This is a genomic window from Streptomyces kronopolitis (genome assembly GCF_014646275.1).
Classification (GTDB): Bacteria; Actinomycetota; Actinomycetes; order Streptomycetales; family Streptomycetaceae; genus Streptomyces; species Streptomyces kronopolitis.
Genome location: NZ_BMND01000062.1, coordinates 1 through 20,855, shown reverse-complemented (window position 1 = coordinate 20,855; position 20,855 = coordinate 1). Strand labels below are relative to the sequence as shown.

Below are 20,855 nucleotides of genomic sequence, written 5' to 3'. Positions count from 1 at the left end.
GGCCGCCCCGCCGCCCTGGCCGCCGCGGTGAGCCGCCGGTCCGCCGCCGGCACCCCGGTCACCGCGGCCGGCGTCCCCCTGCCGACCGCCGCGGCCCGGCGCCGGGCACAGGAGAGCCGCCCGCACCACTGGTTCGCCCAGCAGCTGCTGCTCGCCCTCAGCGGTCAGCGCCCGGTGCACGCCCTGCTGGGGCACGCGCTGCCGGCCGCCTACGACCGGCTGGCCGAGCTGGCACCGCACGCCCCGCTGCGGCCGGCCCCGCTACCGGGCGGGCGCGGCCCCCTCCCCACGGTGCGCGACTGCGGGCTGTGCCGGCCGCGCCGCGGCGTCATCGAGGCCTTCGCCCGGATCGCGGCGGGCGAACGGCTGCGGGCCCTGGCCTTCCGGCTGGAGCTGGGCGCCGACGCGCGGTGGCGCTGCGCCGCCCTCGACATCGGCCCGGCCCAGGGCGTACCGGGCGCACCGTGAGGCCCGCCCGGGCACACGAAGGCGCCCCGGCCGCTCTCCGGCCGGGGCGCCCCGGTGCTGCTCCGCGGTGCGGCGGCCCGACCTCGGCCCACCGCACCGCGCCTCGCTCACTTCTTGCGGCGGCGCCCCGCGCTCTTCTGGGCCTTGCGGCGCTCCGCGCGGGTCAGCCCGTCCGCCTCGGAACGGGCCGGTCCGGCGTCCTCGTCGCTGATGAAGTCGCCCTCGATGACGCTGCCGTCGCCGTCCACCTTGGGAGCGGAGAAGTGCAGCCGGTCCGGCCGCTGCGGCGCCTCCAGGCCCTTGGCGTGGATCTCCGGGCGGCCCGCGCCGGCGGGCACGGCGTCCTGGTCCTTGTCCAGCGAGGTGTGTGCCGACTCCTCCACCGGGACCTCCTCGACCTGCTGCTCGACCTGGACCTCCAGGTTGAACAGGTAGCCGACGGACTCCTCCTTGATGCCCTCCATCATGGCGGTGAACATGTCGAAGCCCTCGCGCTGGTACTCCACCAGCGGGTCCTTCTGGGCCATCGCCCGCAGGCCGATGCCCTCCTGGAGGTAGTCCATCTCGTAGAGGTGCTCACGCCACTTGCGGTCCAGGACGGACAGCACGACCCGGCGCTCCAGCTCCCGCATGATGTCCGAGCCGAGCTGCTCCTCACGGGCGGCGTACTGCTCGTGGACGTCGTCCTTGATCGCGTCGGCGATGAACTCGGCGGTGATGCCCGCGCGGTCGCCGGCCTCGTCCTCCAGCTCCTCGACGGTCACCTTGACCGGGTAGAGCTGCTTGAACGCGCCCCACAGCCGGTCGAGGTCCCACTCCTCGGCGAAGCCCTCCACCGTCTCCGCCTGGATGTAGGCGTCGATGGTGTCGTCCATGAAGTGCTTGATCTGGTCCTGGAGGTCCTCGCCCTCCAGGACGCGGCGGCGCTCGCCGTAGATGACCTCGCGCTGCCGGTTGAGCACCTCGTCGTACTTCAGGACGTTCTTCCGCGTCTCGAAGTTCTGCTGCTCGACCTGCGACTGGGCGGAGGCGATCGCCCGGGTCACCATCTTGTTCTCGATCGGGACGTCGTCGGGGACGTTGGCCATGGCCATCACCCGCTCGACCATCTGCGCCTTGAACAGCCGCATCAGGTCATCGCCCAGGGAGAGGTAGAACCGCGACTCGCCGGGGTCGCCCTGACGGCCGGAGCGGCCGCGCAGCTGGTTGTCGATCCGCCGCGACTCGTGCCGCTCGGTGCCGAGCACATAGAGCCCGCCGAGCTCCTTGACCTCTTCGAACTCCGCCTTGACCGCGGCCTCGGCACGCTCCAGGGCGGCGGGCAGCGCGGCCGCCCACTCCTCGACGTGCTCGACCGGGTCCAGGCCCAGCTGGCGCAGCTCCGCCTCGGCCAGGTCGTCGGGGTTGCCGCCGAGCTTGATGTCGGTACCACGGCCGGCCATGTTCGTGGCGACCGTCACGGCGCCCTTGCGGCCGGCCTGGGCGATGATCGGCGCCTCACGGTCGTGCTGCTTGGCGTTGAGCACCTCGTGGGCGACACCGCGCTTGTCGAGCTGCTGGGAGAGGTACTCGGACTTCTCGACCGAGGTGGTGCCGACCAGGATCGGCTGGCCCTTGCCGTGCTTGTCGACGATGTCCTCGACCACGGCGTCGAACTTCGCGGTCTCGGTGCGGTAGATCAGGTCCGCCTGGTCCATCCGCACCATCGGGCGGTTCGTCGGGATCGGGACGACACCGAGCTTGTAGATCTGGTGGAACTCGGCGGCCTCGGTCATGGCCGTACCGGTCATGCCGGAGAGCTTGTCGTAGAGGCGGAAGAAGTTCTGGAGGGTGATCGTGGCGAGCGTCTGGTTCTCGTCCTTGATCTCCACCCCTTCCTTCGCCTCGATGGCCTGGTGCATGCCCTCGTTGTAGCGGCGGCCGGCGAGGATACGGCCGGTGTGCTCGTCGACGATCATGACTTCGCCGTCGATGACGACGTAGTCCTTGTCGTTCTTGAAGAGCTCCTTGGCCTTGATCGCGTTGTTGAGGTACCCGACGAGCGGGGTGTTCACCGACTCGTACAGATTGTCGATGCCCAGCCAGTCCTCGACCTTGCTGACACCGGACTCGTGGATGCCGACGGTGCGCTTCTTCTCGTCGACGTCGTAGTCGCCGGTCTCCTCGATGCCGCGCTGCGGGTTGGCGGCCTCGCCCCGCTTCAGGCGCCGGACCAACTTGGCGAAGTCGCCGTACCACTTGGTGGCGGAGTCGGCCGGGCCGGAGATGATCAGCGGCGTACGGGCCTCGTCGACGAGGATCGAGTCGACCTCGTCGACGACCGCGAAGTTGTGGCCGCGCTGGACGAGTTCGTCCTGCGACCAGGCCATGTTGTCGCGCAGGTAGTCGAAGCCGAACTCGTTGTTCGTGCCGTAGGTGATGTCGCAGTTGTACTGCTCGCGGCGCTGGGCCGGCGTCATGTCGGCGAGGATGCAACCGACGGTCAGGCCCAGGAACTTGTGGATGCGGCCCATCATCTCGGAGTCGCGCTCGGCCAGGTAGTCGTTCACCGTGATCAGGTGGACGCCCTTGCCGGACAGCGCGTTGAGATACGTCGGGAGGGTGCCGACCAGGGTCTTGCCCTCACCGGTCTTCATCTCGGCGACGTAGCCCATGTGAAGGGCCGCGCCGCCCATCAGCTGAACGTCGTAGGGGCGCTGGCCGAGCACCCGCCGGGCGGCCTCACGGACCGTCGCGAACGCCTCGGGCAGCAGATCGTCGAGGCTCTCGCCGTCGGCGTAGCGCTCCTTGTACTCATCCGTGAGGGCGCGCAGCTCCGCGTCGGAGAGCGCCGCGAAGTCCTCCTCGATGGAGTTGACCTGGCCCGCGATGCGGTGCAGTTTGCGCAGGATCTTTCCTTCGCCTGCACGCATGATCTTCGTCAAGACGGACACTTGGGCTGGTCTCCTTGCCGGTCGGGCCTGCACGGTCGAGTGCGCGGGCGCGGCATTTTTCCAAGGGGGCAGGCCCCGCCGCAACGGCCATCGTAAAGGAGGACGCAGCCGGGCCGGGAGGTCCGCCGCAGCGAACCCCGCTATCCCCTCCTCCCGTGAACGCACAAGGCCACGAGAAGGTGCCGGGCGGTTGCCGGTAATCACACCGAAAACCCTTGGTCAGGCTTTCCGCGACCTTGCAGACTCACGCCATGAAGCCCGTCACCCTCACCACCGAGCGCCTGGTGCTGCGCCCCTTCGAACCCTCCGACGCGCCCGCGGTGCACGCCGCGTGCCAGGAACCCGACATTCCGCGCTGGACGAGCGTCCCCTCACCGTACGGCGTCGAGGACGCGGAGCGGTTCGTCGGCACCGTCGTCCCCGAGGGCTGGCGCGACGACACCACGTACAACTTCGCCGTCGTGACCCGGGCGGACGGCTCGCTCGTGGGGGCGATGGGCCTGGTACGCCTCGCCCGGCTGCGCACCCCCGAACGCCAGGCCGAGCTGGGCTACTGGACCGCCAGGGAGCACCGCGGCCGGGGGTACACGGTCGAGGCGGCCCGCGCGGTGCTGCGCTGGGCCTTCCGCGACCTGGGCGTGGAGCGCATGGAGTGGCACGCGGAGGCCGGGAACGAGGGCTCCCGGGCCGTGGCCCGCCGTCTCGGCTTCCACATGGAGGGCACCCTGCGCGCCCAGCTGGTGCGCGAGGGCATCCGCCGGGACGTCTGGATCGGCTCGCTGCTCCCGTCCGATCCGCCCGGAGGGCCGGGAGCGGCCGGGGTGGCTGGGGTGGCCGGGGTGGCCGGGGCCGGGCGTCCGGACGCGACGCCGTATCTGCCGTATCCCGGCTGAGGGGCGGGGGCGGGGCCCGGGGGCTCGGGAGGGGCGGGGCCCAGGGGCCGGGGCCCTTGGGGGATCGAGGCCCCCGGGTCCACGAATGCGCCCTGACCAGCGGTTCTTCCCGCGCCCGCGGCCGTTGTCAGTGCCCGCCCCTACCCTGATCCGCATGACCACCGAGACGCCGCCGCTGCCCCCGCCCGTGACCGCGCTGTCCCGCGACGACGCCCGGCGCCTGGCGCTGCGGGCGCAGGGTCTGCTGGGTGCCCCGGACCGCCGGGCGGGCGTGCGCGGGGTGCTGCGGCAGCTGGGCGCGGTGCAGCTGGACACGATCTCGGTGCTGGCCCGCTCCCATGAGCTGGTGCCCTACGCCCGGCTCGGCCCGGTCAGCCGCCCCGCCGTCGAGGCCGCCTACTGGAGCGACACCCACAGCTTCGAGTACTGGTCGCACGCCGCCTGCATCCTGCCCATCGAGGAGTGGCCGCACTTCGCCTTCCGCCGCCGCGCCCGGCGCGCCAAGGGCCACCGCTGGCACGTCATGGAGGACTCCGAGCGCTCCTGCGCCGCCGTGGTGGAGCGGCTCCGCGCCGACGGCCCGCTGACCACCTCCGAGCTGGGCGGCGGGCGCAACGGCGGCGAGTGGTGGGACTGGTCCGAGACCAAGATCGCGGTGGAGTGGCTGCTGGACACCGGCGAGGTGGTCTGCACACAGCGCCGGGCCTGGAAGCGGGTCTACGACCTCGCCGAGCGCACCGTCCCGGACACCCTGCTGCACGACGATCTGGACGACGCCGAGTGCCTGCGCCGCCTGGTCGCCCAGGCAGGGACCGCCATGGGCGTGGCCACCCGCGCCGACCTGGCGGACTACCACCGCCTCAAGGCCGAACAGGTCGATGCCGTCGTCGCGGACTCCGGACTGGTCCCGGTCGAGGTCGAGGGCTGGGGAAAGCCCGCCTGGGCCGACCCCGCCGCGCTCGCCGCCCCGCCCCGCGGCCGGCACCGCACGACGCTGCTCTCGCCGTTCGACTCCCTGATCTGGGACCGTCCGCGCACGGAGCGGATCTTCGGCTTCACCCACCGCCTGGAGGCCTACGTCCCCCGCCCCCAGCGGATACACGGCTATTTCGCGATGCCCCTGCTGACCGGCGGCCGCCTGGTCGGACGGGTGGATCCGGCCCGCGAGGGCAGCACCCTCGTCGCGCGCCAGGTGTCGATGCAGGGCCCCAAGGCCGCCGCCCCCATGGCCCGGGCCCTGTGGGAGGCCGCCCGCTGGGTCGGCTGCGACACCGTACGCGTGGACCGCTGCGACGACCCCAAGCTGGCCGCCGCGCTGCACGCGGAACTCACTCACACGAGCGACCACACCACCGACTAGCGGGACACCGGACGGCAGGTACCGGGGGCTCCGGCCCCCGCCCCGCCAGCGGGTTCACGCTCCGGCGGGGTGCCTCACCGGGCTCTCACCCGATCTCACCGGATCTCGAGGATCTTCTCCCGCATCGCGTACACCACCGCTTCCATCCGGGAGTGCAGCTGCAGCTTCTCCAGGATGTTGCGGACGTGGTTCTTCACGGTGTTCTCGGAGATGAAGAGTTCCTTGGCGATGTCGCGGTTGTTCATGCCCGTGGCGACGAGCTTGAGGACCTCCAGCTCACGGTCGGTGAGCCGGGGCGCGGGCACCAGCCTGCGCTCGTCCGTACGCTGGATCATCGACTTGAACTCGGTCAGGAGCTTGGACGCCATCGACGGGCTGATCTGCGACTGGCCGTCCGCGACGGCACGGATCGCGGTCGCCACCTCATCGGTGGAGATCTCCTTGAGGAGGTAGCCGGTGGCGCCGGCCTTGATCGCGTCGTAGAGATCGGCCTCTTCATCGCTGATCGTCAGCATGATGATCTTCGCGCTGGGGGCGACCTCCTTGATGGAGGTGCAGGCCTCGATCCCGCCCCGCTTGGGCATCCGTACGTCCATCAGCACGATGTCGGGCAGCAGATCCGCGGCCTTGTCGACCGCCTCCGCGCCGTCCCCCGCCTCGCCGACGACCTGGATGTCCTCTTCCTGGGCCAGCACGATCTCCAGGCCCCGCCGGAAGAGTGCGTGATCATCCACGACCAGGACCCGGATCGGCTCCTGGCGCGCCACGCTGACGGTGCGGTCGGCCTCGTACCCGCCTCCGGCACCGCGGTGGTCGTCATCCGCGTCGCCGCGCACGGGCCCGAAACTGTCCCCCATCGATCCTCCCCGTCAACTACTCGGCCCACAGGCCGGAGCTTGGAAATAAGGCTGGTTGACAACAGCCCCCTGCGGCCAGCCCGATCAAAGTCATTCGATCGTCTCCCCGGCATGTCGCCATGTCGTGTCCCCGTACTCCCTGGCCGGCACGAACACTATACGGCTTCAACTCCTGCTCTCTCCGGTCACGATGGTGCCCCCGGCGTGCGCCGGGGGCACCGAGCGATGGGGGTCAGCCGCCCAGGGCGCCACCTGCGCCGCCGGGCTCCTCCTCCCCGAACAGATCGGGGTTCAGGTGGATGACGCCGTAGTCGTACGCGTGCCGCCGGTAGACGACACTCGGCAGCTTGGTGTCGGCGTCGACGAAGAGGTAGAAGTCGTGCCCGACCAACTCCATCTCGTTGAGCGCCTGGTCGAGCGCCATCGGCGCGGCCGAGTGGGTCTTCTCACGGACGATCAAGGGGCCTTCGCCCTGGACGTCGATCGAGCCCATCCTCGTGGTCGGCACCTTCTGGTCCACGTCGGCGGCGAGTTCACCGTTGGGGTTCAGGCTCGCGGCGTCCGGCACGCTGACCGCGACCTCGCTCGCCGGGATGCGGCCGTTGCCACGGCGCGAGAAGCGCTTGTCGTGCTGCTTGCGCAGACGCGCCTCGAGTTTGGCGGTTGCCAGATCCAGCGCGGCGTAGGGATCGGCGGCGGCGGCCTCGGCCCGGACCACCGGGCCACGGGAGCGGAGAGTGATCTCCACTCGGTCGGAACGGTCGGCCTGCCGAGGGTTGGGCTCCTTGGACACCTCGACGTCCAGGCTGATCACCTTGGCGTCGAGCTTCTGGACTTTGTCCAGCTTCAGCTTCTCGGCCACGTGCTTGCGGAACCGCTCGGGCACCTCGGTCTTGCGGCCCTTGACGACGATGTCCACGCAGAACTCCGTTCCCGGATCGCACCGCTCATCCAGCGGGGCGATTCCTTCTTGCACCAGGCTCCGGTGGTTGCCGAAGCCTCGGACTTGGCGACTTTCACCTCCTCCTCCCCCGAGGACCCGCTGTCCACTCCCCCCTTTTCAGGGTTGCCGAAAATACCCCTGAACGCATTCATCGCGACATCCAAGGCAAAACGTCCGCCAAGTCCTCACAACCGAACATAGCTCTCTCGGACGGATGTCGGCACCCCCTCGGAGGCTCCGGCTCCAATTGAGTGACTTTTCTTCCTCAATTACCTGCCCCGTGGTAAGGCGCGGAGCGGTGCCTCATCGGCTGCAAAGGCACCGACCGAGGCCGCCACCACCGCCGCTCCGACCACCCGGCCACCGGCCGCGGCGAGCGCGCGTGCGGCCTCCGCGAGCGTGGCTCCCGTGGTCACCAGGTCGTCCACCAGCACCGCTGGTGGGCCCACCAGCAGCCTCCGGGCCACACCCGGCACCTCCAGCGCACCGGCGACATTCGCCCGCCGCTGCGGGGCGCTGAGTCCCGCCTGGTCGGCCACCGCACGACGCTGCCGCAGCACCGCGAGCACCCGGGCCGCGGTCCCCGTCCGCCGCAGCTCACCGGCAGCCGCCCGCGCGATCCTGCGCACCGGATCATGCCCGCGGCCGGCCACGGATCTTCGCGCCGACGGCACGGGCACCAGCAGCAGCGGCCCGCCCCCGACCCGCAGCCCCCGCACGGCCCCGGCCAGCACCGCCCCCAGCGGCCCGGTCAGCGGCAGGGCGCCCCGTTCCTTGTGCGCCAGCAGCACCGCCCGGACCTCGTCGGCGTACGGTGCCCCCGCCCATACCCGGGGCAGCCCGGCCGGTGCGGGCCACGGCCGTACCCGCCGCGCCCCGCGCCCGTCCCGCGCCAGCGCCCGGCCGCACCGTGCGCACAGCTCCGTACGCGGCCGGCCGCACCCCGCACAGTCGACCGGCAGCACCAGACCGGCCAGTTCGCGCCATACCTCTCGCATGACTCCACTGTCCCGCCGAACACGCTCGGTCACCACCCCTGTGGATAACCTCGCCGGTGACGCGACGGATGAGCCGTTCGGGCGAGGGCGCGGCCCGCCGGACGGGTACCTTCCGGCTTTCGGCCCTCCGGACCGGCCGGACCCGCTCGGACAGGCCGGAAACGCGGCCGCCGGCGGCGCCGACGGGCCGCTGCCCGCGCCTTCCCGGCCACCGGCCACCCGGCGCCCCGCGGCCACCCGCGTCACCCGGGATAGACCGGCGCCGTCCCGTCCTTCGCCACGGTCTTCCAGTTCGCGTCCGGAGGCAGCCGCACTATCCCCTCCGTCGCGTCCGCGATCAGCGGTCTGGTCTCGTCCTCCGAGGCCGCCACCGCCTTCACGCCGTTGACGCCGGGCAGGGTCTGCGCGTTGGACGCCGAGCCGTCGGTCTCCATGAACTGCATCTGCTGGACCCCGCCGGACTCCCGCCCGACGACCACCAGCCGGCTGCCGCCCGCCCAGGACGCGGCGACCACGTCCTCCAACTGCGGCGCGATCGGCCGCAGTTCCTGCACCGTGAGCTTCGGATGCAGGGCGGTACCGCCCCGTTCGACCCGGCCGAGCTGCAGCGTCGTCCGCCCCTTGTCCTCCACCAGGATCGCGATCCGGATACCGTCCGCGGCCACCTTGATCGCCTTGATCCGCCGCCCGTCCAGGCCGGGCACCGCCACCCTCTCGGGGTCGCTCTTGCCCTCGCGGATCCGCAGCAGCCGTGAGCCGTGCGCATCGCGGTCGGCGACCCACAGATCGCCCAGCCCGTCCCAGCTCGGCGCGGTGAGCCCCGCGTCGGGGTCCTTGGCCGAGCCGGTACTGGTCAGTAGTGGACCGCTGCGGGCGAGCCCGTCCTCCATGCCGGCCACGTACAGGGACCGGCCGTCATCGGACACACCGGCCGCGGTGGTCTCGGCGCGCGAGATGGCGACCGAGCGCAGCGGGGTCCGACCGGTGCCGAACGGGCCGCGGACCGGCGTCGGTTCGGTCGCGGAGTCCGACATCGCGACGACCTTGTGGTCGGCGTCGATGAAGTACTCCTTGCCGGAGCGCCCGGCGTCCGGGGACGGGGCGAAGTCGCGGTCGGCCTGCTCCTGGGACAGCGCACAGAGCGAGTTGCCGCCGCTGTCCTGGAGCTCCACCTCACTGATCTTCGAAGCCCGCGTCATGTCCTGGACGGTGAAGAAGAGTTGCGCCGCCATCCGCTTGCACTGCGCGGAACCGGCGCTCGCCGCCTCCTTGCTGAGCTTGACCCGCAGGGCGTTGGAGTCGTCCAGCGCCAGATCATGGGCGGAGAGCCGGGTGCCGGGCGGGAACGCCGAGGACGTCACCTGGTTCAGCCAGTCGGTGGGCCCCGACAGCAGCGCCGCCACGCTGGCCGTGATCGGCTTTATCCGCTGCCGCAGATAGACCGGGTCCGCGACGAGCACATTGCGGCTCGCCTTCGGCTCCTGCGCCTCCGACTTGTAGGACGCGAAGTAGTACTTGTTGACGGAGCGGTAGATGCGCTGGAAGTCGGACAGGCCGAGCACCAGCCCGTCGGGCAGCCGGTCGATGCGCCACTGCCCCTTCTCCTTGACGAGGTGAATCGTCCGGCGGTACGGCTTCTCCTCCGGGGTGTAGGCGTGGTTGTCGTCCACGGCCGCCACCTGGCTGCCGGAGAGGGTGACCGTGTAGCCGTTGGCGTCCTCGCGGTTGGACTGTGGCTTCGGCTCGGGCTTGGGGCGCTCCTGGAGCACATCGGTGACCCGGAACGGCCGCCACGTCCGCTTCGCCGACTTCGCCAGATACTGCGTGGCCGTACGGAAATCCGCCTCGTCGCTGGTCGTCGCGTCGAGGAAGCTGCGCACGATGTTGGTCGGCTGGGCCCCGTCCTGCGGCGGCACGCCGTAGACCCGCACCTGCGACTCGCCCTCGGAGCGCGGCGACTGGTCGACCGCCGTGACGTCGCCGCTGTCCGGCATCGACGCGCACCCGGCCAGCAGCGCCGCCGCACAGCCGAGCAGCACGGCCTTCCGCGCCCGCCGGACTCCCCGGCGGGCGCGCATACGGGACTCTCCGGTGCCCTCCCCGTGCTCAGTTCCCACGCAGCCCGCCTTCCCGCTCCACGCCCCGTCCGGCTTCCTGCCCGGCCCCGCCCTCATGGGGCGGCTCATCGATGTGCGCGTCCTCGCCGCGCGCTGCGGCCTCGCTCCGCGCGCCTCCGCTCTGCGGCACCACACGGGCGCCGTTGCCGGGCAGCGCCGCCGGACCGGCCGCCGCGGCCCCGGCCACCTGCGGCTCCCGGGCGCCGCCGGGCGCACCGTCGGCCTCGGCGGCACGCGGCTGCGCCGGGATCGTGGACGGCTTGCGGTCGGCTCCGGCGCGCGGCCGGCCGTTCTCGTCCAGTCCACGGTGCCGGCGCGAGTCCTCCGGCTCCAGGGGTATCGGGGACCCGCGCAGGGTCTCGCCGGCCGTACGCGGCAGCGTCAGCCGGAACTGCGAGCCACCGCCGGGCTCACCCCAGGCCTGCAGCCAGCCGCCGTGCAGCCGGGCGTCCTCGACGGCGATGGACAGGCCCAGCCCCGTGCCGCCGGTGGTTCGGGCCCGGGCCGGGTCCGCGCGCCAGAAGCGGTTGAAGACCCGGGTGGCCTCGCCGGGCTTGAGGCCCACGCCGTAGTCACGCACCGCGATGGCCACCGCGCCGCCGCTGCGGTCGCCCGCGGACGCCAGCCGCACCACCACGTCGCGGCCCTCGCCGTGCTCGACGGCGTTGACCACGAGGTTGCGCAGCACCCGCTCCACCCGGCGGGGGTCGGCCTCGGCGATGACGGGCTGCTCGGCACCGCGCACCACGATGCGGGTGCCCTTGGCGTCGGCGAGCGGCTCGGCACCCTCGATGACGCGGTGCACCACATCGCGCAGGTCGATCGGCTCGGCCTCCAGCGCGGCCGCCCCGGCGTCGAAGCGGCTGATCTCCAGCAGCTCCGCGAGCAGCGACTCGAAGCGGTCGAGCTGGCCGCGCAGCAGCTCGGCGGAGCGCGCGGTGGCCGGGTCGAACTCGTCGCGCGCGTCATGGATGACGTCGGCCGCCATCCGCACGGTCGTCAGCGGCGTCCGCAGCTCGTGCGAGACGTCGGAGACGAAGCGGCGCTGCATCCGGGACAGCTCCTCCAGCTGCTGGATCTTGAGCTGGAGGTTCTGCGCCATCTTGTTGAAGGACTCCCCGAGGCGGGCGATGTCGTCCTCGCCGGTGACCTTCATGCGTTCCTGGAGGAGGCCGGCGGCCAGCCGCTCGGAGATCCCGGCGGCCATCCGTACGGGCGTGACGACCTGCCGCACCACCAGCCAGGCGATCGCCCCGAGCAGGATCACGACGAAGACCCCGGCGGTCGCGAGCGTGCCCGTCACGAGCTTGAGCGACTCCTCCTCCTGGCTGAACGGGAAGAGGTAGTAGAGCTGGTACTGGTTGCTGTTGACGTCGTTCAGCCGCTTGCCGATGATCAGCGCCGGCACCCCGTCGTCCGACCCGATCCGCTTGATCTGGGTGTACTGGCGGAACGTCCCGGACTTGGTGTCCAGCTTCCGCCGCAGCTCGGGGGGCACGCTCCGCTCGGGGTCGACATCGCCGGAGGCGCGCGGGCCGCGGGTGCCGGGGCTGGAGTCGCCGAACGGTTCGTCGGAGTCGGAGCTGAGCGCCACGACGGAGAAGACGCCCTGTCCGCCACTGGCGAGCTGCTCGACCAGGCCGGTCAGCCAGGTCGCGGAGTCCTGGGTGCTGCGGTTGCCGGTACGGGCGACGTCGTCGGGCCGGGTGTCGTCGGCGCCGTCGGCCATCTTCTGGGCGACGCTGAAGCCGCCCACGGCCTGGCTCTGCGCGGCCTGGGCCTTGGCCGTGAGCAGGCCGTTACGGACCTGGCCCACGACCACCACGCCGAGCAGCAGCACCACGGCGAGCGACATCAGGAGCGTGGTCGCCACCACGCGCAGCTGGATATTGCGCCGCCACAGCCGCAGGGCGGGCAGCAGGGGCCGCCGCACCCAGCGGCTGAAGAGCCGCAGCAGGGGATGGACCGGTCCGCTCACCGCGCCGTCGGGCAGCAACTGCCCACCGCGCAGCAAACGGGCCACCAACCTGCCCGAAAAGGACATATCACCCGCCGGGTCGACGGTGCGCCCCCGCTTGCCTTCCGGGGTCGAACCGTCCCGGGTCATGTCAGCTGGGCCCGGCCTTGTAGCCGACGCCACGCACGGTCACCACGATCTCCGGCCGCTCCGGGTCCCGCTCGACCTTGGAGCGCAGCCGCTGCACATGCACGTTGACCAGCCGGGTGTCGGCGGCGTGCCGGTAGCCCCAGACCTGCTCGAGCAGCACCTCACGCGTGAACACCTGCCACGGCTTGCGCGCCAGCGCCACCAGCAGGTCGAACTCCAGCGGGGTCAGCGCGATCGACTGCCCGTCCCGCTTCACCGAGTGGCCCGCCACGTCGATGACCAGGTCACCGATGGCGAGCTGCTCGGGCGCCGGCTCCTCCGAACGCCGCAGCCGCGCCCGGATCCGGGCCACCAGCTCCTTGGGCTTGAACGGCTTGACGATGTAGTCGTCCGCGCCCGATTCGAGCCCGACGACCACATCGACGGTGTCGCTCTTGGCGGTCAGCATGACGATCGGGACACCGGACTCGCCCCGGATCAGCCGGCACACCTCGATGCCGTCCCGCCCCGGCAGCATCAGGTCCAGCAGCACAAGATCGGGCTTGGTCTCGCGGAAGGCCGCAAGAGCCTTGTCACCGTCCGACACGAACGACGGCTCAAAACCTTCGCCACGCAGCACGATGCCGAGCATCTCTGCCAGTGCGGTGTCGTCGTCGACGACCAGGACGCGTCCCTTCATTCGGCCATCATCCCATTACCTGATCGTGACTTACTCCATCGTGACGTGGAACACACCTCTGCGAGCCTCTCCGGGGTCACCGGAGACACCACTCCGGCCTCCGTGACGATCGCCGTCACCAGCTCCGGCGGAGTGACGTCGAAGGCCGGGTTGTAGGCCTGCGCGCCCAAAGGAGCCACCGGTATACCGCCCCCCGGCCCCGCCCCGGCACCCTGTACGGAGGGCAACGAGAACTCCGTCACTTCCTGCGCCGGACGCTGCTCCACTTCGATATCCGCCCCCTCCGCGGTGTCCGGATCCACGGTGCTGATCGGCGCCACGACCACGAACGGAACGTGGTGGTACCGCGCCAGCACGGCCAGTGGGTAGCTGCCCACCTTGTTGGCGACCGAGCCGTCCGCCGCGATCCGGTCCGCGCCTATCAGCACGGCGTCCACCTCCCCGGCGGCGAACAGCGAGCCCGCCGCGCCGTCCGAGAGCACCGTGTACGCCATCCCCGCCCGCGCCGCCTCGTAGGCGGTCAGCCGAGCCCCCTGGAGCAGGGGGCGGGTCTCGTCCACCCAGAGGCGGCGCAGCTCGCCGGCCCGGTGCGCCGCCAGCGCCACCGCCAGGGCGGTGCCCTCACCCCCGGACACCAGCGCCCCGGTATTGCAGTGCGTGAGGATCCGGTGACCGCCCCCCGGCAGCAGCTCGCCCAGCAGCCCCAGCCCGTGCTCCGCCATCCGTGCGCTGGCCTCGATGTCCTCGTCGTGCACGGCCCGGGCCTCGGCCAGCGCCGCCGCGGCCGCCTGGGCACCGGACCCGTCGGCCGCCGCGGCACGGTACGCGGCCGCCGCCCGCCGAACCCCGTAGGCCAGATTGACCGCGGTGGGCCGGGCCTGGGCCAGCACCTCGACCGCCTCTTCCACGTCGAAGCCCCGCGCCGCGGCCAGTGCCACGCCGTACGCGCCCGCGATGCCCAGCAGCGGCGCCCCCCGCACGGCCAGCGTGCGGATCGCCTGCACCAGCGCCGGTACGTCCGTGCAGACCAGCTCGACCTCCTCCGCGGGCAGCCGGGTCTGGTCGAGGAGGACCAATACGGGCCCCTCGGGCGGCTCCTCCCAACGCAATGACGGAATGGTGAGCGCCCCGGCGCCCTTCTCGGATACCTCGTGCTGATCGCCCATCCCCTCAGTCTGCCGCCGACCGCCCCTCGAACAGAAGGTTCTCTCGCACTCCGGGCGCCGGTACACCACGCCCGATGCCATGACACGATGACTGCCACCGCGGACCCCGGACCCCGGCTGCTCCGGCGGACGGGCGGCAAGAAGGAGCGATGATGAACAACTCTCCGGGCTGGGCCTCGCCCGGATCCAGTCCCTCCTCCGACGAGCCGGGCCGCGGCACACAGGAGCAGCCCCCCCAGGACGACCGCACCGGCTCCGCCGAGCAGCCGTCCCCGCCGAACTGGTCCAAGGAACAGCCGCCCGCCGGACAGTGGTCGGCCCCCGCCGGCATCCCCGGCCAGGGCGGCCCGCACGGCAGGAGCGGCCCGGGCGCGTCCGGTGAACGCACCCGTGCGGCATCGTCCGGCGGCGTACCCGGCTGGGGCGGCCCGCCCCAGCCCGGCCGGCCCCCTTGGGGCGGCGCCTGGGCCCCCGTGCCACAGGCCGCCAAGCCCGGCGTCATCCCCCTGCGCCCGCTCGCCATCGGCGAGATCCTCGACGGCGCGGTCGCCACCATGCGCGCGCACTGGCGCACCGTCCTGGGCATATCGCTGGTCGTCGCGGTCGTCTCGCAGACCGCCATCACCCTCGTCACCGGCTTCCTCCACAACGCCGGCCGCACCGCGAGCCCGGCGGGCGACAACGCCCCACCTCTCCGCGAGACCATGCGCCAACTCGGCAATACGCTCGCCGGCACCGGGATCACCTCGGCGATCGGACTGCTGGCCGCGATCATCGCCACCGGCATGCTGACCATGGTCGTGAGCCGTGCCGTCCTGGGCCGTTCGGTGACCGCCGGTGAGGCCTGGCGCGATGCGCGTCCCCAACTTCCGCGCCTGGTCGGCCTGCTCGTACTGCTCCCACTGCTCATCGCCGCCGTCCTCACGGCCGGCGTGACCCCCGGCATCATCCTGGCCGCCACCGGTCCGCTCGACGTGGGCCTGCTCCTCATGCTCTTCGGCGGACTGGCCGCCTGCGCCGTGAGCCTCTGGCTGTGGGTCCGCTACAGCCTCGCTCCTCCCGCGCTGATGCTGGAGAAGCAGGGCGTCATCGCCGCGATGCGCCGCTCGGCGAAGCTCGTCCGGGGCGCCTGGTGGCGCGTGCTGGGCGCACAGCTTCTCGCCTATGTCCTCGTCGGCGTGGTCGAGTTCATCATCCAGATCCCGGCCACCTTCCTCGCCTTCCTCGTCGGCGGCGAGAGCCTCATGGACTGGGCGAACGGCACCAGCAACACCAGCTGGTCGTTCCTGATCGTGCTGGGCATCGGCGCCGTCATCAGCTCCACCATCACCTTCCCGGTCACGGCCGGCGTCACCGCACTCCTCTACATGGACCAGCGGATCCGCCGCGAGGCACTCGACCTCGAGCTCGCCCGCGCCGCCGGCCTCCCCGGCTACGGCGCCTACCCCCCGGCCGCCGCCCCGGCTCCCGCCACCGACGAAGCGCCGACAGTCCCCGCCACAGCCGCCGCTGACACCCCGACAGGCACCGACGCGCACGCCCCCGAAGCCGACCCGGCTCCCACGGGCACCGCCCCTTCGGCGACCACCCCCACGCCCACGGATGGCACGGCCCCGGCCGCCGACATCCCCGGACAGCGCCCCGACGACACCGCACCGGGAAGGTGATGCGGTGACCTCTGGGGGGATCTTGGCTGCGCACGGGCGACTCCTCGCGCGCTCCGACGACGACATACCGGTGCGGACTCCACGCGTCCCCGCCCGTGAGGCGGCCGAGCGTGAACTGTCCGATCCCCGGTACCACCAGCACGACCCCAACCCGATACAGCGCGCACTGGATTGGCTCTGGGACCACATCGACGCGCTCTTCCGCACGGCCGCCGGCACCACTCCGGGCGGCTGGATCGGGCTCCTCGCCATCGCCGCGTTCGTCCTGCTGCTGATCGTCGCCCTCCGGCTGCGGCTCGGTGCGGTGCGCCGCACCCCGACCACGAGCGGCGCACTCTTCGCCGACGCCCCCCGCACCGCCGCCGAACACCGCGCGGCCGCCGCCCGCCATGCCGCCGAGGGCCGTTGGAGCGAGGCGATCCAGGACCGGATGCGCGCCCTCGTCCTCGCCCTCGAAGAGCGCGCTCTGCTCACCCCCGGCCCCGGCCGCACCGCTGGCGAGGCCGCCGCCGAGGCCGGCCGGACGCTGCCCGCGCACGCCGACCGGCTGCGCACCGCAGCCCGCGCCTTCGACGACGTCACATACGGCGGCCGCCCCGGCACCGAAGACGCGTACACCCTCCTGGCGGACCTCGACACCGATCTCCAGCACGCCAGACCCGACCTGGCCACCACCCCGACCGGGAGCCGCGGATGACCACGGCCGCCCCGGAAACCCCCGCGCTCTCCCCGACCCGTCATGCCCTGTGGCTCCGGTCGCGCGGACCGCTGCTCGCACTTCTCCTGCTGGTCATCAGCGGCGTGGTCCTCGCGGCCCTCCAGTCCGGTGAGCAGTACGGCCGGCTCGACCCCCGGTCCACGGACCGGACCGGCAGCGCGGCCCTCGCCCGACTCCTGGCCGCCCGCGGCATCTCCACCCACGTCGTGACCACGGCCGAGGAGGCCGCCGCGGCGGCAGGCCCGCACACCACCCTGCTGGTCACCGACCCCGACGTGCTGACGGATGCGCAACTGACGGGCCTGCACACCGCGACCGGGCACACCCCCGGCCGTACCGTCCTGCTCGGCGCCGGCTCCTCCGCCCTGGAAACCTTCGCTCCCGGCGTCCAGGCGGAACCATCGTCCGCCAACTCGGCACGCCGGCCGTCCTGTTCCCTGCCGGAGGCCCGCCGTGCGGGCAGCGCCCTCCTGGGCGGCGTCCGCTACGCGGCATCCGGCGACGCCGACCGCTGCTACCCCAGCGGCGGCCGGCCGACCCTGCTGCACCTGCCGGCACCCCGCACCGGCCGCGACACCGTGCTGCTCGGCTCCCCCGACCTCCTCTACAACCAGCGCCTCGCCGAAGACGGCAACGCCTCCCTGGCTCTTCAACTCCTCGGTACGCACAAGCATCTGGTCTGGTACCTCCCCTCCCTGAGCGACCCGTCGTCCGCTCGGAACGACCAGCGCAGTTTCTTCGAACTCATCCCCTCCGGCTGGCGCTGGGGCCTGCTCCAGCTCACCTTCGCCGCCCTGTGCGCGGCGCTGTGGCGCGCCCGCCGGCTCGGCTCCCTGGTACCGGAGAGGCTCCCCGTCACCGTCCCGGCCACCGAGACCACCGAGGGGCACGCGCGTCTCTACGAACAGGCCGCTGCCCGCGACCGGGCGTCCGACGTACTGCGCTCAGCGGCCCGCACACGCATCGCCCCTCTCATCGGCGTGCCCCTCGCGCACGCCCACACCCCCGATGTCTTCCTCCCCGCCGTTCACGCCCAGGTCGCGAACTCCCCCGGCGCCGGAACAGACCTCCATGCCCTGCTCTTCGGCCCGGCCCCCACGGATGACAAGGCCCTGGTCCACCTGGCCGACCAACTCGACGCACTCGAATCCTCGATCGTTTCCCAAGAGAGGCACGCTTCCCGTGAGCACCCCGACCGCTGACAGCGCCCGAGCCTCCCTCGAGGATCTGCGCACCGAGATAGCCAAGGCCGTCGTAGGCCAGGACCCGGCCGTCACCGGCCTGGTCGTCGCACTCCTCTGCCGCGGTCATGTCCTTCTGGAAGGCGCACCCGGCGTCGCCAAGACACTGCTCGTACGCTCGCTTTCGACCGCCCTCGAACTCGACACCAAACGCGTCCAGTTCACCCCCGACCTGATGCCGAGCGATGTCACCGGTTCACTGGTCTACGACTCGCGCAACGCGGAGTTCTCGTTCCAGCCGGGCCCCGTCTTCACCAACCTGCTGCTCGCGGACGAGATCAACCGCACGCCTCCCAAGACCCAGGCGTCCCTGCTCGAAGCGATGGAAGAGCGCCAGGTGACCGTTGACGGCACACCCCGCCCGCTCCCCGAGCCGTTCCTGGTGGCCGCCACACAGAACCCCGTGGAGTACGAGGGCACTTACCCTCTCCCCGAGGCCCAGCTCGACCGGTTCCTCCTGAAGCTGACCGTGCCGCTTCCCGCCCGTCATGACGAGATAGACATCCTCACGCGCCACGCGGCCGGATTCAGCCCCCGCGATCTCGGCGCCGCAGGGCTGCGCCCCGTCGCCTCCGCCGCCGACCTCGATGCTGCCCGGGACGCGGTCGCCAAGACCGCCGTCTCCCCCGAAGTCACCGGCTATATCGTCGATATCTGCCGTACCACCCGCGAATCCCCCTCGCTCTCCCTCGGCGTTTCCCCCCGAGGTGCCACCGCCCTGCTGTCCACGTCACGAGCCTGGGCCTGGCTCACCGGCCGCGACTATGTCACCCCCGACGATGTGAAGGCCCTTGCCCTTCCCACGCTCCGACATCGCGTCCATCTCCGCCCCGAAGCGGAGATGGAAGGAGTCACCGCAGACTCCGTGATCAACGCCGTACTCGCACATCTCCCCGTCCCCCGCTGAGAACGACACCGTGGCCCTCACCGGACGCACTGCCCTCGTCTCCGCATGCGGAGCCCTCTTCGTCGGCTTCGTGCTGCCCAGCTGGCTCGGCATCCTCGTCGTCCAACTCGCCTTGCTGATAGCAATCTTGTGCGATCTCGCGCTCGCCGCGCCAGTGCGAAAGCTCCATTTCACCCGAACCGGTGACACAACCGTTCGACTCATGGGTGAGGCCCACACACACCTCACCCTCACCAACCCGAGCCGCCGCACCCTGCGCGCACAGATCCGTGACGCCTGGCCCCCCAGCTCCTTCCACCCCGGCACGGACATTCCCGCATCCCGTCACACCGTGCGCATCCCCGGCGCCGAACGCCGACGCCTCACCACCTCGCTGCACCCCACCCGACGCGGCGACCATCACGCCGTCCGCGTCACGGTCCGCTCCTACGGCCCGCTCGGCCTGGCCGCACGCCAAGGCAGCCACCACGTCCCCTGGACACTGCGTGTCCTGCCGCCCTTCACCAGCCGCAAGCACCTCCCCGCCAAGCTCGCCCGACTCCGCGAACTCGATGGCCGCACCAGCATTCTGACTCGCGGTGAGGGAACCGAGTTCGACAGCCTCCGCGACTACACGCACGGCGACGACACCCGCTCCATCGACTGGCGCGCCACGGCCCGCCGCCAGCACCTCGCGGTCCGCACCTGGCGCCCCGAACGCGACCGCCGCATCCTGCTCGTCCTGGAGACCGGCCGCACCTCGGCCGGCCGAGTCGGCGACATCCCCCGCCTCGACGCTTCCATGGACGCCGCCCTACTGCTCGGCGCCCTCGCCGCCCGCGCCGGCGACCGCGTCGACCTGCTCGCCTACGACCGCCGGGTGCGCGCCTCCGTACAGGGCCGCACGGCACGTGACCTCCTCCCGGCGCTCACGGATGCGCTGGCTCCCCTGGAGCCCGAGCTGGTCGAGGCCGACGCCCGCGGACTGGCCGCCACCATCCACCGTCACGCCTCGCGCCGGTCCCTCATCGTGCTCTTCACCGGCCTGGACGCAGCACCCGTGGAGGAGGCTCTCCTGCCCGTCCTCCCCGGCCTCACCCAACGCAACGAACTCATCGTCGCGGCCGTGGCCGACCCCCGCATCGAGGAGATGGCCAACGGCCGGCACACCCCCCAGGCCGTCTACGCAGCAGCAGCCGCCGAACAGGCCCGCGCCGCTCGCCGCCACACCGCAGACCGCCTCCGCCACCACGGCATCACGGTCATTGACTCCACCCCGGCCCACCTCGCCCCTGACCTGGCCGACGCGTACCTCACCCTGAAGGCCACCGGCCGCCTCTGAACCCGGCTTGCGCTCGCCTTCCCTCGCCACCCCGGCCTATCTCTCAGGCCCTCTCACGCACGAGCCCCTGCCCCAAACCGCAGAGAAGACAGACTCCCTCTCAAGCGAGGATTGTCATCCCACAGCAGCGTCCAACGCCTGGGCCACATTCCTCCGAGTCTGAGTACTGGCTGCCGCTGCTCGCCAGCTGTCTGTCGAGCACGGCACCAAATGCTCAGGGAGTGTCAGGCCATGACTCCATGCCACTAGGGAAGGGCCATTGAGAGGATCTCTGCCGTAGGGGGCACCGACAGCCGGCAGCGGCTGGCACGAGGAAATCAACGCCCAGCCACTCAGCCCCGCCACGCAACTACCGCGGAACGCAGAAAAGCCCCGCACCATATGGTGCGGGGCTTTCCCACAATGATTGTTCGGCGGCGTCCTACTCTCCCACAGGGTCCCCCCTGCAGTACCATCGGCGCTGAAAGGCTTAGCTTCCGG

General features: G+C 71.8%; 16 protein-coding genes and 1 rRNA gene. 8 read left to right on the top strand and 9 right to left on the bottom strand.

The annotated features are described in order from the left end of the window. Nucleotides 1–468: Rv3235 family protein (locus tag IEY78_RS32555; RefSeq protein ID WP_229700316.1), on the top strand; the 468-nt coding region annotated here is incomplete at its 5' end. 107 nt (nt 469–575) lie between these two features. Here IEY78_RS32555 and secA read toward each other — a convergent pair. Then, the gene (gene secA, locus IEY78_RS32550; protein WP_189104509.1) at nt 576–3,401 is read right to left on the bottom strand and encodes a preprotein translocase subunit SecA; all 2,826 of its coding nucleotides are present in this window, start codon (nt 3,399–3,401) and stop codon (nt 576–578) included. Between the two features lie 251 nt (nt 3,402–3,652). Here secA and IEY78_RS32545 point away from each other — a divergent pair, with 251 nt between their 5' ends. Both IEY78_RS32545 and IEY78_RS32540 read left to right on the top strand, forming a co-directional pair. Then, nucleotides 3,653–4,294, top strand: a complete 642-nt coding sequence (locus IEY78_RS32545; RefSeq protein ID WP_189104507.1) for a GNAT family N-acetyltransferase — start codon at nt 3,653–3,655, stop codon at nt 4,292–4,294. Nucleotides 4,295–4,448: 154 nt separating this feature from the next. After that, nucleotides 4,449–5,654, top strand: coding sequence for a winged helix-turn-helix domain-containing protein (locus tag IEY78_RS32540; protein WP_189104505.1), 1,206 nt, complete (start codon nt 4,449–4,451; stop codon nt 5,652–5,654). Between the two features lie 95 nt (nt 5,655–5,749). On the opposite strand, the gene IEY78_RS32535 is transcribed toward IEY78_RS32540, so the two are convergent. The 7 genes from IEY78_RS32535 to mtnA form a co-directional block, all read right to left on the bottom strand. After that, nucleotides 5,750–6,511, bottom strand: a complete 762-nt coding sequence (locus IEY78_RS32535) for a response regulator (protein ID WP_189104503.1) — start codon at nt 6,509–6,511, stop codon at nt 5,750–5,752. A gap of 232 nt (nt 6,512–6,743) precedes the next feature. Next, nucleotides 6,744–7,430, bottom strand: a complete 687-nt coding sequence (hpf, locus tag IEY78_RS32530; RefSeq protein ID WP_189104501.1) for a ribosome hibernation-promoting factor, HPF/YfiA family — start codon at nt 7,428–7,430, stop codon at nt 6,744–6,746. Nucleotides 7,431–7,723: 293 nt separating this feature from the next. Further along, the gene (locus tag IEY78_RS32525) at nt 7,724–8,452 is read right to left on the bottom strand and encodes a ComF family protein (protein WP_189104500.1); all 729 of its coding nucleotides are present in this window, start codon (nt 8,450–8,452) and stop codon (nt 7,724–7,726) included. A 242-nt stretch (nt 8,453–8,694) separates the two neighbouring features. Beyond that, nucleotides 8,695–10,530, bottom strand: a complete 1,836-nt coding sequence (locus IEY78_RS32520; RefSeq protein ID WP_189104513.1) for an LpqB family beta-propeller domain-containing protein — start codon at nt 10,528–10,530, stop codon at nt 8,695–8,697. Between the two features lie 28 nt (nt 10,531–10,558). Continuing rightward, nucleotides 10,559–12,676: an MtrAB system histidine kinase MtrB gene (gene mtrB / locus IEY78_RS32515; RefSeq protein ID WP_373294291.1), complete on the bottom strand. Its 2,118-nt coding sequence runs from the start codon at nt 12,674–12,676 to the stop codon at nt 10,559–10,561. Nucleotide 12,677: 1 nt separating this feature from the next. After that, nucleotides 12,678–13,355, bottom strand: coding sequence for a two-component system response regulator MtrA (gene mtrA, locus IEY78_RS32510; RefSeq protein ID WP_189104499.1), 678 nt, complete (start codon nt 13,353–13,355; stop codon nt 12,678–12,680). Continuing rightward, nucleotides 13,352–14,521, bottom strand: a complete 1,170-nt coding sequence (gene mtnA / locus IEY78_RS32505; RefSeq protein WP_189104498.1) for an S-methyl-5-thioribose-1-phosphate isomerase — start codon at nt 14,519–14,521, stop codon at nt 13,352–13,354. Before mtnA ends, mtrA begins: the two co-directional genes overlap by 4 nt. A gap of 152 nt (nt 14,522–14,673) precedes the next feature. On the opposite strand from mtnA, the gene IEY78_RS32500 reads away from it, so the two are divergent. From IEY78_RS32500 to IEY78_RS32480, 5 genes are read left to right on the top strand one after another with little or no spacing between them, the layout of a single operon-like run. Then, nucleotides 14,674–16,188 carry a DUF7847 domain-containing protein gene (locus IEY78_RS32500; RefSeq protein ID WP_189104497.1) on the top strand — a complete coding sequence of 505 codons (1,515 nt, stop codon included), beginning with the start codon at nt 14,674–14,676 and terminating at the stop codon, nt 16,186–16,188. A gap of 4 nt (nt 16,189–16,192) precedes the next feature. Further along, nucleotides 16,193–16,885 (top strand): DUF4129 domain-containing protein, encoded by a 693-nt coding sequence (locus IEY78_RS32495; protein ID WP_189104496.1) that lies wholly within the window; start codon nt 16,193–16,195, stop codon nt 16,883–16,885. After that, a complete protein-coding gene (locus IEY78_RS32490; RefSeq protein WP_189104495.1) occupies nt 16,882–18,108 on the top strand; it encodes a DUF4350 domain-containing protein in 1,227 nt (408 codons plus the stop codon). The genes IEY78_RS32495 and IEY78_RS32490 overlap by 4 nt, the downstream gene beginning before the upstream one ends. Beyond that, complete coding sequence (locus IEY78_RS32485; RefSeq protein WP_189104493.1) at nt 18,089–19,054, top strand: AAA family ATPase; 966 nt, start codon at nt 18,089–18,091, stop codon at nt 19,052–19,054. Before IEY78_RS32490 ends, IEY78_RS32485 begins: the two co-directional genes overlap by 20 nt. A 10-nt stretch (nt 19,055–19,064) precedes the next feature. After that, entirely contained in the window at nt 19,065–20,375 is a 1,311-nt protein-coding gene (locus tag IEY78_RS32480; protein WP_189104491.1) for a DUF58 domain-containing protein, read from the top strand. A gap of 408 nt (nt 20,376–20,783) precedes the next feature. Here the strand turns inward: IEY78_RS32480 and rrf are convergent. Then, a 5S ribosomal RNA gene (gene rrf / locus IEY78_RS35275) occupies nt 20,784–20,855 on the bottom strand; the annotation flags it as partial.

Bases quoted from the DNA above. Each gene is read 5' to 3' on its own strand.
- IEY78_RS32545 (WP_189104507.1), top strand. From the start codon at position 3,653: ATGAAGCCCGTCACCCTCACCACCGAGCGCCTGGTGCTGCGCCCCTTC.
- IEY78_RS32540 (WP_189104505.1), top strand. From the start codon at position 4,449: ATGACCACCGAGACGCCGCCGCTGCCCCCGCCCGTGACCGCGCTGTCC.
- IEY78_RS32535 (WP_189104503.1), bottom strand. From the start codon at position 6,511: ATGGGGGACAGTTTCGGGCCCGTGCGCGGCGACGCGGATGACGACCAC.
- IEY78_RS32525 (WP_189104500.1), bottom strand. From the start codon at position 8,452: ATGCGAGAGGTATGGCGCGAACTGGCCGGTCTGGTGCTGCCGGTCGAC.
- IEY78_RS32520 (WP_189104513.1), bottom strand. From the start codon at position 10,530: ATGCGCGCCCGCCGGGGAGTCCGGCGGGCGCGGAAGGCCGTGCTGCTC.
- mtrB (WP_373294291.1), bottom strand. From the start codon at position 12,676: ATGACCCGGGACGGTTCGACCCCGGAAGGCAAGCGGGGGCGCACCGTC.
- mtrA (WP_189104499.1), bottom strand. From the start codon at position 13,355: ATGAAGGGACGCGTCCTGGTCGTCGACGACGACACCGCACTGGCAGAG.
- mtnA (WP_189104498.1), bottom strand. From the start codon at position 14,521: ATGGGCGATCAGCACGAGGTATCCGAGAAGGGCGCCGGGGCGCTCACC.
- IEY78_RS32500 (WP_189104497.1), top strand. From the start codon at position 14,674: ATGAACAACTCTCCGGGCTGGGCCTCGCCCGGATCCAGTCCCTCCTCC.
- IEY78_RS32490 (WP_189104495.1), top strand. From the start codon at position 16,882: ATGACCACGGCCGCCCCGGAAACCCCCGCGCTCTCCCCGACCCGTCAT.